This window comes from Bacteroides faecis, assembly GCF_020091505.1.
Lineage (GTDB): Bacteria > Bacteroidota > Bacteroidia > Bacteroidales > Bacteroidaceae > Bacteroides > Bacteroides faecis.
Genome location: NZ_CP081916.1, coordinates 1,917,142 through 1,931,569 on the forward strand (window position 1 = coordinate 1,917,142; position 14,428 = coordinate 1,931,569).

Sequence of the window (14,428 nt, forward strand, 5' to 3'; positions counted from 1 at the left end):
GTATTCATGCGACTGGGATAGTCGTGAAAAAACAAGGTATTGAGCTATGAATAATTTAGTTGCAATTGTAGGACGCCCCAATGTGGGCAAGTCTACCTTATTTAACCGTCTGACGAAAACTCGTCAGGCTATTGTGAATGAAGAAGCGGGGACGACCCGCGACAGGCAGTATGGCAAGTCCGAATGGCTGGGCCGTGAGTTCTCCGTGGTAGATACCGGCGGATGGGTGGTGAATTCTGATGATATCTTTGAAGAGGAAATCAGGAAGCAAGTATTGCTGGCAGTAGAAGAAGCGGACGTTATTCTGTTTGTAGTGGATGTGATGAACGGAGTGACGGATCTGGATATGCAGGTGGCGGCTATCTTGCGGCGTGCCAATAGTCCGGTGATTATGGTGGCCAATAAAACGGATAATAATGAATTGCAATATAACGCTCCTGAGTTTTATAAATTAGGATTGGGCGATCCGTATTGTATCTCTGCTATCACAGGAAGTGGTACAGGTGATTTGATGGACTTGATTGTCAGTAAATTCAGTAAAGAGAATTCAGAAATTCTGGACGATGATATCCCTCGCTTCGCTGTAGTGGGACGTCCGAATGCAGGAAAATCTTCTATTGTAAACGCGTTTATCGGAGAAGACCGTAACATCGTGACGGAGATTGCCGGAACAACCCGCGACTCTATCTATACACGTTACAACAAATTCGGTTTCGATTTTTATCTGGTAGATACAGCCGGTATCCGTAAAAAGAATAAGGTGAACGAGGATCTGGAATATTATTCGGTAGTTCGTTCGATTCGTTCGATTGAGAACGCGGATGTCTGTATTTTGATGCTCGATGCAACGAGAGGCGTTGAGAGCCAGGATTTGAATATCCTTTCTCTGATACAGAAAAATCAGAAAGGCTTGGTGGTTGTGATTAATAAGTGGGATCTCATAGAGGATAAAACGGCGAAAATGATGAAAGAGTTCGAGGCAACTATCCGTTCACGCTTTGCTCCGTTTGTGGATTTTCCGATTATATTTGCTTCTGCATTGACCAAACAGCGTATCCTGAAAGTGCTTGAAGAAGCTCGTAGCGTATATGAAAACCGTACAACAAAGATACCGACTGCCCGCTTGAATGAAGAAATGCTTCCGCTGATCGAGGCATATCCGCCCCCATCAAATAAAGGTAAGTATATCAAGATTAAATATATCACGCAGTTGCCGAATACCCAGGTGCCTTCTTTTGTCTATTTTGCAAATCTGCCGCAGTATGTGAAAGAACCGTACAAGCGTTTCTTGGAAAACAAAATGCGTGAGAAGTGGAATCTTACCGGTACACCGATCAATATTTATATCCGACAGAAATAAAGGTATATTCATATGAATAAAAAGAAATCGCCCGGCAGTGGAATGTTGCCGGGCGATTTATCTTTTATACTGAACAGATTTCCGTTTTGTTTTGAACCGGTGATTCGCAAAGATTATTCGTCTTTGTTTAACTGGAAATCTTTACGGCGCAATACGAAGCTGTTACTCAGATATTTCTCACGCACGATCTTGTTTTCAGCCAGCTCTTCCGGTGTGCCCTGAAACAGGATCTTTCCTTCAAACAGCAGATAAGCGCGGTCGGTGATACTTAATGTTTCCTGTACATTGTGGTCGGTAATCAGGATGCCGATATTTTTATCCTTTAGCTTCCATACAATTTGCTGGATATCTTCTACCGCGATAGGGTCGACTCCGGCAAATGGTTCATCAAGCATGATGAACTTCGGGTCGATGGCAAGACACCGGGCGATTTCCGTACGGCGGCGTTCACCTCCGGACAGTTGGTTACCTTTGTTCTTGCGTACCTTTTGAAGACGGAACTCTGCAATCAGGCTTTCGAGCTTCTCCTTCTGATAATCCTTAGGCTTATTGGTCATCTCGAGTACAGAAGCGATATTGTCTTCTACACTCATCTGACGGAATACGGAGGCTTCCTGTGCAAGGTACCCGATACCCGTCTGCGCCCGTTTGTATACTGGAAATTTGGTAATCTCAAGGTCGTCGAGGAAGATCCGGCCTTCATTAGGCGTGATCAGTCCTACGGTCATATAGAATGAAGTCGTCTTACCGGCACCGTTCGGTCCCAGCAAACCTACAATTTCACCTTGCTTCACGTCAATGGATACATGGCTTACAACGGTTCGTTTTCCGTACTTTTTAACCAGGTCTTCCGTGCGAAGCACCATCTTGCTTTCTTCCATATTCTAGTTATTTTGCGGCAAATGTAGTAAAAATAAGCTGAAATAATGTACATTTGCAGACAAATAGTGTGAGTTATGATAAAAGCATTGAGAACCGTCGGACGATATATCATGCTGATGGGACGTACTTTTTCCCGTCCCGAGCGTATGCGTATGTTTTTCCGGCAATACCTTAACGAGATGGAGCAACTGGGTGTAAACTCCATCGGTATCGTGTTGTTGATTTCGTTTTTCATCGGCGCGGTGATTACCATTCAGATTAAATTGAACATTGAAAGTCCATGGATGCCTCGCTGGACAGTGGGGTATGTGACACGTGAAATCATGTTGCTGGAATTTTCCTCTTCTATTATGTGTCTCATCTTGGCGGGAAAGGTTGGCTCGAACATCGCTTCGGAACTGGGAACGATGCGGGTGACGCAACAGATTGACGCGCTCGAGATCATGGGTATTAATTCTGCCAATTATCTGATATTACCCAAAATTACGGCAATGGTGACTGTGATTCCTGTATTGGTGACATTTAGTATTTTTGCCGGAATCATTGGAGCCTTTTGTACTTGTTGGTTTGCGGGTGTGATGAATGCAGTTGATTTGGAATATGGATTGCAGTATATGTTTGTCGAATGGTTTATCTGGGCGGGTATCATCAAATCCCTCTTCTTTGCCTTTATTATCGCGAGTGTTTCTGCCTTCTTCGGTTATACGGTAGACGGCGGTTCGATTGCCGTGGGAAAGGCTTCTACGGATGCTGTGGTAAGCAGTAGTGTGTTAATTCTGTTTGCAGATTTGGTATTAACTAAACTTTTGATGGGATGATTGACGTTAGAGGACTTTATAAATCATTTGAAGATAAGACGGTATTGAGTGATATCAATGCCTCTTTTGAGAATGGGAAGACAAACTTGATTATCGGTCAGAGTGGGTCCGGTAAAACGGTATTGATGAAATGTATCGTAGGATTACTTACTCCCGAGAAGGGGGAAGTGCTTTATGACGGACGTAATCTTGTCCTGATGGGTAAGAAGGAGAAAAAGATGCTTCGCAAGGAGATGGGGATGATTTTTCAGAGTGCTGCCCTTTTCGACTCGATGTCGGTGCTGGATAATGTGATGTTCCCGCTGAATATGTTTAGTAATGATACATTGCGCGATCGTACCAAACGTGCCATGTTCTGTCTGGAACGTGTGAATCTGACTGAAGCAAAAGATAAATTTCCGGGTGAAATCAGTGGTGGTATGCAGAAGCGTGTGGCTATTGCCCGTGCTATCGCATTGAACCCGCAGTACCTGTTCTGTGATGAGCCGAACTCCGGACTGGACCCAAAAACGTCATTAGTTATCGATGATCTCATTCATGACATTACTCAGGAGTATAATATGACGACTATTATCAATACCCATGATATGAACTCTGTGTTGGGGATTGGGGAGAAAGTGATTTATATTTATGAAGGACACAAGGAATGGGAAGGAACGAAAGATGATATCTTTACTTCTACCAATGAAAGGCTGAATAACTTTATCTTTGCTTCTGACCTGCTCCGCAAGGTGAAGGATGTGGAAGTACAGAGCATGGAAGGTTGATTGGAAATAAATAAAAGGACATAAAAAAACTTCTGTCATCAGGTGGCAGAAGTTTCTTTTTTTCTTAGCTATATTAGCGTCGGCAATTAAGCTCTGGGTCTAGCTTCTTTAACTACCATTGTACGGCCCATGTATTCAGCACCGTTCAATTCTGCGATTGCTTTAGCAGCTGCAGCGTCGTCTTCCATTTCAATGAAAGCAAATCCTTTGGATTTACCGGTTTCACGATCCATAACTACTTTAACTGATGATACTGCTCCGTAATCTTCCATCACTTGTTGCAGATCTCCTTCCTTAACACGGTAGTTAAGGTTTCCAACATAAATGTTCATAATGAAAATGATAAAAAAATAAATAAATGAATAAAACTCTCTGGATAGATGGTTACTAATAAAAAGATTAAAACGACAGAGAGTTTACAAATGCGTTTTCGAAACAGAAGTAAAAACCTTGTAATCAAATCGAGAAACTAATGGTCCATCAATCCGCAGCAAAGAAAAGAATAATTTTTGGATTGACCATCTTTTTCTTACTTTAATTTGCAGACAATGAGAAAAAAAGAAGGATGTGTGGTTAGCGAACCATTGCCTGTCATGCAATTGTCATTTATATATTCCATAATAGATGCGAAATAAATCTGCAATGTCTTTTGAAAATTGAAAGATTAGCACTAATTTTGCACCCTCGTTTGAGTTAGAACAAAGTATAAATCAAATAAATAATTGTCAGAATGAACGTTTCATTACAAAACATTGACAAAGTAAGCGCACAGCTTACTGTAAAGCTTGAGAAAGCCGACTATCAGGAGAAAGTAGACAAATCGTTGAAATCATTCCGCCAGAAGGCGCAGATGCCGGGATTCCGTAAAGGAATGGTTCCGATGAGCCTGGTTAAGAAGATGTATGGTAAATCAGTGATTGCAGAAGAAGTGAATAAAGTATTGCAAGAAGCTGTTTACAACTATATTAAAGAAAATAAGGTGAACATGCTGGGCGAACCGTTGCCTAACGAAGAAAAACAGCAGATGATCGACTTCGATACAATGGAAGAATTCGAATTTGTATTCGATATCGCTCTGGCACCTGAATTTAAAGCAGAAGTAAGTGCTAAAGATAAAGTAGATTACTATACAATCGAAGTATCGGATGAAATGATCGATAACCAGGTGAAGATGTATACTCAACGTACTGGTAAATACGATAAAGTAGACGCTTACGAAGATAACGATATGCTGAAAGGCCTGTTGGCTCAGCTGGATGAAGAAGGTAATACGAAAGAAGGCGGTATTCAGGTAGAAGGTGCAGTATTGATGCCTTCTTATATGAAGAACGACGATCAGAAAGCAATCTTCGCTAATGCAAAAGTAAACGATGTATTGGTATTCAATCCGAATGTTGCTTACGACGGACATGCTGCTGAACTTGGCTCTCTGCTGAAGATCGACAAGGAAATCGCTAAAGACGTGAAGTCTGATTTCAGTTTCCAGGTAGAAGAAATCACTCGTTTTGTACCGGGTGAACTGACTCAGGAAGTATTTGACCAGGCATTTGGTGAAGGTGTAGTGAAGACTGAAGAAGAATTCCGCGCTAAGATCAAAGAAGAAATCGCAGCAAGATTTGTGGCTGACAGTGATTATAAATTCCTGATCGACATTCGTAAAGTGATGATGGACAAAGTAGGCAAGCTGGAATTCTCTGATGCATTGCTGAAACGTATCATGTTACTGAACAACGAAGAAAAAGGTGAAGAATATGTAGCTGAGAACTACGATAAGAGCATCGAAGAACTGACTTGGCACCTGATCAAGGAACAGTTGGTAGAGGCAAACGATATCAAAGTAGAACAGGAAGATGTGCTGAAGATGGCGAAAGAAACAACGAAAGCACAGTTTGCTCAATACGGAATGTTGTCTGTACCTGAAGACGTACTTGACAACTATGCACAGGAAATGTTGAAGAAGAAAGAGACAATCAACAATCTGGTAAGCCGCGTAGTAGAAGTGAAGTTGGCTGCAGCCCTGAAAGCTCAGGTAACTTTGGAGAACAAGAGCGTTTCTATGGAAGAGTTCAATAAAATGTTTGAATAATCGTTCGGTTGAATAGAACATAAAGTCACAGAAACACAGAGTTTTTATAAAATTATAACTCTGTGTTTTTTTGTGTCTATGTGTTCTTTTTCGTTTCTTTGCACTTACGTTTATTATAAATTTAATTAGAAAGGAACCATAACATGGATGATTTTAGAAAATACGCAACCAAGCATTTAGGAATGAATGGCATGGTGCTGGACGATGTGATTAAATCGCAAGCCGGGTATTTGAATCCCTATATTCTCGAAGAGAGACAGCTGAATGTAACTCAGCTCGATGTATTCTCCCGACTGATGATGGACCGCATTATTTTTCTGGGTACACAAGTAGATGACTATACGGCAAATACGCTTCAGGCGCAGTTGCTCTATCTGGACTCTGTAGACCCGGGCAAGGATATTTCCATCTATATCAATTCTCCGGGTGGCAGTGTATATGCCGGACTGGGTATTTATGATACCATGCAGTTTATCTCAAGTGATGTTGCGACGATCTGTACAGGTATGGCAGCTTCGATGGCTGCTGTATTGCTGGTAGCTGGTGCTGAAGGTAAACGTTCGGCGTTGCCGCATTCACGCGTTATGATTCACCAGCCGATGGGAGGTGCTCAGGGACAGGCTTCGGATATTGAAATCACAGCCCGTGAGATTCAGAAATTGAAGAAAGAACTTTATACGATTATCGCCGATCATTCGCACACAGACTTCGATAAAGTATGGGCCGACTCAGACCGTGATTACTGGATGACAGCTCAGGAAGCGAAAGAATACGGTATGATTGATGAGGTATTGATTAAAAAATAAAAATGGCTGATTCAAAGACAAAGAAAAAGTGTAGCTTCTGCGGTCGGTCGGAGAATGAGGTCGGATTCCTGATTACAGGAATGAACGGCTATATCTGCGACAGCTGCGCTACTCAGGCTTATGAGATAACTCAGGAAGCACTGGGTGAAAGCAGAAAAGGCGCCGGAGCTACCAAACTCAATTTAAAAGAACTGCCCAAACCGGTAGAAATAAAGAAATTCCTCGATCAGTACGTAATTGGACAAGACGACGCGAAGCGTTTTCTTTCGGTATCGGTTTACAACCACTATAAGCGCCTTTTGCAAAAAGACAGTGGCGATGATGTAGAGATTGAAAAATCAAACATTATCATGGTGGGAAGTACCGGAACCGGAAAAACCCTCTTGGCGCGTACAATTGCCAAGTTGCTTCATGTTCCGTTTACGATTGTAGATGCTACGGTGTTGACGGAAGCCGGTTATGTGGGTGAAGATATTGAAAGCATCCTGACTCGTTTGCTTCAGGTGGCAGATTATAATGTACCGGAAGCTGAACAGGGAATTGTGTTTATTGATGAGATAGACAAGATTGCCCGTAAAGGAGATAATCCTTCCATTACCCGCGACGTAAGCGGGGAGGGAGTACAGCAGGGGTTGCTGAAATTGCTCGAAGGTTCGGTTGTGAACGTTCCCCCTCAGGGAGGCCGTAAGCATCCCGACCAGAAAATGATTCCGGTGAATACTAAAAATATTCTCTTTATCTGCGGAGGTGCTTTCGATGGCATTGAAAAGAAAATTGCCCAACGGCTGAATACACATGTGGTAGGCTATACCGCTTCACAGAAGACAGCTGTAATTGATAAGAATAATATGATGCAGTATATTGCTCCTCAGGATTTGAAGTCATTCGGACTGATTCCCGAAATTATCGGTCGTCTTCCGGTGCTGACTTATCTGAATCCGCTGGATCGTAATGCACTCCGTGCTATTCTTACCGAACCGAAAAACTCTATCATCAAACAATATATCAAATTGTTTGAAATGGATGGTATCAAGCTGACATTTGAGGATTCTGTTTTCGAATATATCGTTGACAAGGCCGTAGAATATAAGCTGGGTGCCCGTGGATTGCGTTCTATTGTGGAAACGATCATGATGGATGTCATGTTTGAAATCCCTTCAGAAAGCAAGAAAGAGTATAAGGTAACGTTGGATTATGCAAAACAACAGCTGGAAAAAGCGAATATGGCAAGGCTGCAAACTGCTTAATATCAAATAGTAAGGCTACTGGAAATGATTGTTTCTGTTTTTTCTTGAAAATATTAGTCGTATTTTGCTTGGTAATTACGAAGTTGTTTATAACTTTGTTTGGCTCTCTTGCAATAGAGGGCTTTACTTAAAGTTAAACCATGAACTGAATAAAACAACCTAAGTTAAGATGGCAGGGAAGATTAATTTAACAGATGAACTGAAAAAGTATTTCGGATTTAATAAGTTCAAGGGAAACCAGGAAGCAATCATTCAGAATTTGCTCGATGGTAAAGATACCTTTGTACTAATGCCTACCGGTGGCGGAAAATCTTTATGCTATCAGTTACCTTCGCTCTTGATGGAAGGTACGGCAATTGTTATTTCTCCGCTCATTGCGTTGATGAAGAATCAGGTGGATGCAATGCGTAATTTCAGTGAAGAGGATGGCATCGCCCATTTTATAAATTCTTCATTAAATAAAGGTGCAATAGACCAAGTCAGGTCTGACATCCTTGCCGGAAAAACAAAATTGCTATATGTGGCTCCTGAGTCGTTGACAAAGGAAGAAAATGTAGATTTTTTGCGTTCGGTGAAAATTTCGTTCTATGCGGTAGACGAAGCTCATTGTATTTCCGAATGGGGACATGACTTCCGTCCGGAGTATCGGCGGATTCGTCCGATCATTAACGAAATAGGGAAAGCTCCCTTGATTGCACTTACTGCAACAGCAACACCGAAGGTACAGCACGATATCCAGAAAAATCTGGGGATGGTGGATGCTCAGGTTTTTAAATCGTCGTTCAACCGTCCGAACCTTTATTATGAGGTACGCGCAAAGACTAATAATATTGATAAAGATATCATTAAGTTCATCAAGAATAATTCGGAAAAGTCGGGTATTATTTATTGCCTGAGCCGGAAGAAAGTAGAAGAACTTGCTGAGATTCTTCAGGCAAACGGAATCAATGCGCGTCCTTATCATGCAGGTATGGACTCTATGACGAGAACGAAGAACCAAGATGATTTCCTGATGGAAAAGGTGGAAGTGATTGTAGCTACCATCGCTTTCGGTATGGGAATTGACAAGCCGGATGTACGGTTTGTAATCCATTACGATATCCCCAAAAGTCTGGAAGGGTATTACCAGGAGACAGGACGTGCCGGCAGAGACGGCGGCGAAGGCCAGTGCCTGACTTTTTATACAAACAAAGACCTGCAGAAACTGGAAAAGTTCATGCAGGGAAAACCTGTGGCAGAACAGGAAATAGGCAAGCAGCTTCTGTTGGAAACCGCTGCTTATGCCGAATCTTCCGTGTGCCGGCGCAAGACATTGCTGCATTATTTCGGTGAAGAATATACGGAAGAAAATTGTGGAAATTGTGACAACTGTTTAAACCCTAAAAAACAAGTGGAGGCTCAAGAGTTATTGTGTGCCGTGATTGAAGCGATTATCGCGGTGAAAGAAAATTTTAAGGCAGATTATATCATAGACATACTACAAGGTAGAGAAACGTCGGAAGTACAGGCTCATTTGCACGAAGATCTGGAAGTATTCGGTTCGGGTATGGGCGAAGAAGACAAAACATGGAATGCGGTGATTCGACAAGCGTTGATTGGCGGTTACTTGAGCAAAGATGTGGAGAATTATGGTCTACTGAAGGTAACGGAAGAAGGACACAAATTCCTGAAGAAACCAAAATCATTCAAGATTACTGAAGATAATGATTTTGAAGAAACGGAAGAAGAAGTACCGGCACGTGGCGGTGGTTCTTGTGCGGTGGACCCGGCTCTTTACTCAATGCTGAAGGACTTGCGGAAGAAGCTTTCCAAGAAGCTGGAGGTTCCTCCATATGTTATTTTCCAGGACCCGTCGTTGGAAGCAATGGCTACCATCTATCCGGTGACACTGGATGAACTGCAGAATATCCCGGGCGTAGGTGCCGGAAAAGCAAAACGCTATGGTGAAGAGTTTTGTAAACTGATCAAGCGTCATTGCGAAGAGAATGAAATTGAACGTCCGGAAGATTTGCGTGTACGTACGGTTGCTAATAAATCGAAAATGAAAGTGGCTATCATTCAGGCTATTGATCGTAAAGTGGCATTGGACGATATCGCTCTTTCCAAAGGAATTGAGTTTGGTGAGCTATTGGATGAGGTGGAAGCGATCGTTTACTCCGGAACCAAACTGAATATTGATTACTTCCTGGAAGAAATTATGGATGAAGACCATATGCTCGATATCTATGATTATTTCAAGGAATCTACGACAGACAAAATTGATGATGCTCTTGATGAACTGGGTGATGAATTTACCGAAGAGGAAGTCCGACTGGTGAGAATCAAGTTCATCTCTGAAATGGCTAATTAAAAAAGCGAAAAAAAATAGGCGTGCAGGTATGCTGTTTTGAATAAAAACCGTATATTTGCACGCAATAAATTTTTAAACGCACAGCCCTATGTCATTTATTGCTGATAAGATTGTAATGGATGGGTTAACTTACGACGATGTATTGTTGATCCCCGCTTATTCTGAAGTTTTACCGCGCACTGTCGATCTCTCGACAAAGTTTTCAAGAAACATTGAGTTAAAAATTCCTTTTGTGACGGCTGCCATGGATACGGTTACCGAAGCGAAAATGGCTATTGCCATTGCCCGTGAAGGTGGTATCGGTGTGATTCACAAGAATATGTCTATTGAGGAGCAGGCAAGACAAGTTGCCATTGTAAAGCGTGCTGAAAATGGTATGATTTACGATCCTGTTACTATTAAGAGAGGTTCTACTGTTAGCGATGCTTTGGGAATTATGGCTGAATATAAAATCGGCGGTATTCCTGTGGTGGATGATGAAGGTTATCTGGTAGGTATCGTTACCAACAGAGATTTGCGTTTCGAAAGAGACATGACCAAACATATTGATCTGGTTATGACTCCCAAAGAAAGATTGGTGACTACCAATCAGTCTACAGATTTGGAGTCTGCAGCACAGATTCTTCAGAAACATAAGATCGAGAAATTGCCGATTGTCGGAATGGATGGGAAATTGATCGGTCTTGTTACTTATAAAGATATAACAAAGGCAAAAGATAAACCGATGGCTTGTAAGGATGCCAAAGGTCGTCTGCGTGTAGCTGCAGGTGTGGGCGTTACTGCCGATACGCTGGATCGCATGCAGGCATTGGTAGATGCCGGTGCGGATGCTATCGTGATCGATACAGCTCACGGACATTCTATGTTCGTTATTGAAAAACTGAAAGAAGCAAAGAAACGCTTCCCGAATATTGATATTGTAGTAGGTAATATTGCTACCGGCGAAGCTGCGAAGGCTTTGGCGGAAGCTGGTGCTGATGCAGTGAAAGTAGGTATCGGTCCGGGTTCTATCTGTACGACTCGTGTTGTTGCAGGTGTGGGTGTTCCTCAGTTATCGGCTGTATATGATGTAGCCAAAGCACTGAAAGGTACAGGTGTTCCTTTGATTGCTGATGGTGGATTACGTTACTCCGGTGATGTGGTAAAAGCATTGGCTGCCGGTGGATATTGTGTGATGATCGGATCATTGGTTGCCGGAACTGAAGAGTCTCCGGGTGATACTATTATCTTTAACGGACGTAAGTTCAAGTCATATCGTGGTATGGGCTCATTGGAAGCGATGGAAAATGGTTCGAAGGACCGTTACTTCCAGAGCGGAACTGCCGATGTGAAGAAGTTGGTACCGGAAGGTATTGCTGCACGTGTTCCTTATAAAGGTACGCTTTATGAAGTAGTTTATCAGCTGTCCGGCGGTTTGCGTGCAGGTATGGGATATTGCGGTGCTGCTAATATTGAAAAACTGCATGATGCGAAGTTTACTCGTATCACAAATGCCGGAGTGATGGAAAGTCATCCGCATGACGTGACGATTACCAGTGAATCGCCTAACTATAGCCGTCCGGAATAATTTATATAAACGGTAAACGATTAGCGGTGAACGGTGAACAGGCTGTATGGCACATGTTCGTTGTTCACCGTTTGTCGTTTTAAACAAAGAATCAATGATGAAAAGAAGTCTGCTTTTAGGATGGATAAGTCTCTTCGGAATATGGGTTTCCGCTCAGGAAGATCCCGTAGTAATGCGGATTAACGGAAAGGAAATACCTCGTTCGGAGTTTGAATATTCCTATCGCCGTCATGTGGATGGTGAGGGTGAGAAATTGTCTCCTAAAGAATATGCGGAGCTTTTCATTCAGGCTAAGTTGAAAGTGGAAGCGTCCAGAGCGGCAGGGCTCGATACTACTTCGGCTTTTCGTAAGCAACAGGAAGCTTATCGGACAAAGTTGTTGAGGTCTTATCTGCCGGGCAGCCAGGAAATGGATGGCAATGCCCGTATTCTATATCAGAAGATGAAAGGAAATGTACGTAACGGACAAGTACAGGTACAGCAGATTTTCAAATATCTGCCTCAAACCATTACTTCCAGGCATTTGCAAGAGGAGCAAGCACGTATGGATTCTATTTATCAGGTGATACAGAATCAGCCAAGTATTGATTTTACCAGTTTGGTGGACCGGTTTTCAGATGATAAACGTTGTGTGTGGATCGAAAACTTACAGACAACTTCCGAGTTTGAGGATGTCGCTTTTTCTTTGGCGAAGGGTGAAATATCGAAACCTTTCTTTACACCGGAGGGGCTTCATATTCTGCAAGTTGTTGACCGGAAAGAAGTATCTGCGTATGAGATAGTTAGTGATAGCCTTTTGAATCGTTTACGGCGTCAGCCACTGGATAAAGGAACGGAAGCAATAGTGGAGCAATTGAAAAAAGAATACCAATATGTTCCGAATACGGAGGCTTTGGAGGAATTGCTGCAGAAAGGTGAAACAGATAGAACTTTGTTTACTGTCAATGGGCAGACATATACGGGAGAGATGTTTAAGTGGTTTGCTTCATCCCATCCCCAGGCTGTAAAACGTCAGCTGAATGGTTTTATAGCCAAATCTTTGCTGGATTACGAGAATCGGCATGTGGAAAAAAAGCATCCGGAACTTCGTTATACTTTGCAGGAGTATGCTGAAAAATGTCTGGTTGCGGAGATCACGCGTCAGAAAGTAGATTTACCGGCTGTTAACGATCGGGCAGGATTGGCTACTTATTTTAAGTTTCATTCATCGGATTACCGCTGGGAACATCCTCGGTATAAAGGAGTGGTATTGCATTGTGTGGATAAAAAGACTGCCAAACAGGCTAAAAAGCTGCTGAAGAAAGTACCGGAGAAGGAATGGGAAGACATACTTCGCAAAACTTTTAATACATCCGGTGACGAAAAAATTAAAATCGAACAGGGGATTTTTGCCGACGGAGATAATAAATATATAGATAAATTGGTCTTTAAGAAGGGTGGTTTTGAGTCTGTAATGTCGTATCCTTTTACTATTGTTGCTGGCAAAAAACAGAAGGGTCCGGATGATTACAGAGAGGTAATTGAGCAGGTGAGAAAAGATTATAGAAACTATCTTAACGCATATTGGGAGCGGGAATTGGAGGAGTCAGGTAAGGTTGAAATAAACCAAGAGGTTTTAAAAACAGTTAATAATAACTGATGTAACCGATTATTCACTATCTTCGTACCTTAAATAAGTAGATTTGAATTGACGATGCGAATATTAGTCCTCTTACTAATTACCCTTCTTTGTTGTGGAGCGTGCAAAGAGCAGTACGACCACAAAGGCAAGACTGCATTAGTGGAGGTAGATGGTAACTTTTTATATAAAGAAGATTTGATGTCTGTGCTACCGGTCGGATTGTCAAAAGATGATAGTATTCTTTTCGCCGAGCATTACATTCGTAGCTGGGCGGAGGAGATTTTGTTGTATGAAAAAGCAGCGAATAATATCCCGGATAATGTGGATGTAGATAAGCTGGTGGAGAATTACCGGAAAGCTTTGATCATGCATACTTATCAGCAGGAACTGATAAACCAGAAACTGACGAGTGATATTTCGGAGCAGGAGATTGCGGATTATTATGAGAAAAACAAGGATTTGTTTAAACTGGAATCTCCGCTGATTAAGGGACTGTTTATTAAAGTTCCGTTGACAGCACCTCAGTTGAACAATGTTCGCAGATGGTATAAGACTGAGAAACAGGACGCTGTGGAGAGCCTGGAAAAATATAGTTTGCAGAATGCGGTGAAGTATGAATACTTTTACAATAAATGGGTTCCGGTAACGGATGTGCTGGATCTGATTCCATTGAAAGAGGCGGCACCGGAAGAATACATAAACAAGCATCGGCAAGTGGAGCTGAAAGATACGGCATTTTGTTATTTCCTCAATGTGAGCGATTATCGCGGAGCAGGCGAAGAAAAACCGTATGAGTTTGCACGGTCGGAAGTGAAGGATTTACTGGTCAATCAGAAACGGGTGAACTTTATGGAACAAGTGAAGAACGACCTGTATCAGCAGGCTGTGAACAAAAAGAAGATTATATATAATTATTAAATACAA

12 protein-coding genes are annotated in these 14,428 nt (G+C 42.2%); 10 read left to right on the forward strand and 2 right to left on the reverse strand.

Annotated features, from left to right (window positions below):
* Nucleotides 1-46: 46 nt before the first annotated feature.
* On the forward strand, nucleotides 47-1,360 hold the full coding sequence (gene der / locus K6V30_RS07645; protein WP_010536477.1) for a ribosome biogenesis GTPase Der: 1,314 nt from the start codon (nucleotides 47-49) through the stop codon (nucleotides 1,358-1,360).
* Nucleotides 1,361-1,473: 113 nt separating this feature from the next.
* Here the strand turns inward: der and lptB are convergent, their stop codons facing one another.
* Complete coding sequence (gene lptB / locus K6V30_RS07650) at nucleotides 1,474-2,241, reverse strand: LPS export ABC transporter ATP-binding protein (RefSeq protein WP_010536478.1); 768 nt, start codon at nucleotides 2,239-2,241, stop codon at nucleotides 1,474-1,476.
* A gap of 75 nt (nucleotides 2,242-2,316) precedes the next feature.
* Here lptB and K6V30_RS07655 point away from each other — a divergent pair, with 75 nt between their 5' ends.
* Nucleotides 2,317-3,060, forward strand: a complete 744-nt coding sequence (locus tag K6V30_RS07655) for an MlaE family ABC transporter permease (protein WP_008760768.1) — start codon at nucleotides 2,317-2,319, stop codon at nucleotides 3,058-3,060.
* On the forward strand, nucleotides 3,057-3,827 hold the full coding sequence (locus tag K6V30_RS07660) for an ABC transporter ATP-binding protein (protein ID WP_010536479.1): 771 nt from the start codon (nucleotides 3,057-3,059) through the stop codon (nucleotides 3,825-3,827). Before K6V30_RS07655 ends, K6V30_RS07660 begins: the two co-directional genes overlap by 4 nt.
* A gap of 86 nt (nucleotides 3,828-3,913) precedes the next feature.
* Here K6V30_RS07660 and K6V30_RS07665 read toward each other — a convergent pair whose 3' ends face one another.
* Entirely contained in the window at nucleotides 3,914-4,159 is a 246-nt protein-coding gene (locus K6V30_RS07665; protein ID WP_004297160.1) for an RNA recognition motif domain-containing protein, read from the reverse strand.
* A gap of 398 nt (nucleotides 4,160-4,557) precedes the next feature.
* Here K6V30_RS07665 and tig point away from each other — a divergent pair, with 398 nt between their 5' ends.
* The 7 genes from tig (at nucleotide 4,558) to K6V30_RS07700 (ending at nucleotide 14,422) form a co-directional block, all read left to right on the forward strand.
* Nucleotides 4,558-5,913: a trigger factor gene (gene tig / locus K6V30_RS07670; RefSeq protein WP_010536480.1), complete on the forward strand. Its 1,356-nt coding sequence runs from the start codon at nucleotides 4,558-4,560 to the stop codon at nucleotides 5,911-5,913.
* Between the two features lie 143 nt (nucleotides 5,914-6,056).
* Nucleotides 6,057-6,719: an ATP-dependent Clp endopeptidase proteolytic subunit ClpP gene (gene clpP / locus K6V30_RS07675; RefSeq protein WP_004297164.1), complete on the forward strand. Its 663-nt coding sequence runs from the start codon at nucleotides 6,057-6,059 to the stop codon at nucleotides 6,717-6,719.
* A gap of 2 nt (nucleotides 6,720-6,721) precedes the next feature.
* Complete coding sequence (gene clpX, locus K6V30_RS07680) at nucleotides 6,722-7,966, forward strand: ATP-dependent Clp protease ATP-binding subunit ClpX (protein ID WP_010536481.1); 1,245 nt, start codon at nucleotides 6,722-6,724, stop codon at nucleotides 7,964-7,966.
* Between the two features lie 169 nt (nucleotides 7,967-8,135).
* The gene (recQ, locus tag K6V30_RS07685) at nucleotides 8,136-10,316 is read left to right on the forward strand and encodes a DNA helicase RecQ (protein ID WP_008764112.1); all 2,181 of its coding nucleotides are present in this window, start codon (nucleotides 8,136-8,138) and stop codon (nucleotides 10,314-10,316) included.
* Between the two features lie 88 nt (nucleotides 10,317-10,404).
* Entirely contained in the window at nucleotides 10,405-11,883 is a 1,479-nt protein-coding gene (gene guaB / locus K6V30_RS07690; RefSeq protein ID WP_010536489.1) for an IMP dehydrogenase, read from the forward strand.
* 97 nt (nucleotides 11,884-11,980) lie between these two features.
* The gene (locus K6V30_RS07695; RefSeq protein ID WP_168166640.1) at nucleotides 11,981-13,522 is read left to right on the forward strand and encodes a peptidylprolyl isomerase; all 1,542 of its coding nucleotides are present in this window, start codon (nucleotides 11,981-11,983) and stop codon (nucleotides 13,520-13,522) included.
* A 54-nt stretch (nucleotides 13,523-13,576) separates the two neighbouring features.
* Nucleotides 13,577-14,422, forward strand: a complete 846-nt coding sequence (locus K6V30_RS07700) for a peptidylprolyl isomerase (protein WP_029425272.1) — start codon at nucleotides 13,577-13,579, stop codon at nucleotides 14,420-14,422.
* The last annotated feature ends 6 nt before the right edge of the window (nucleotides 14,423-14,428 follow it).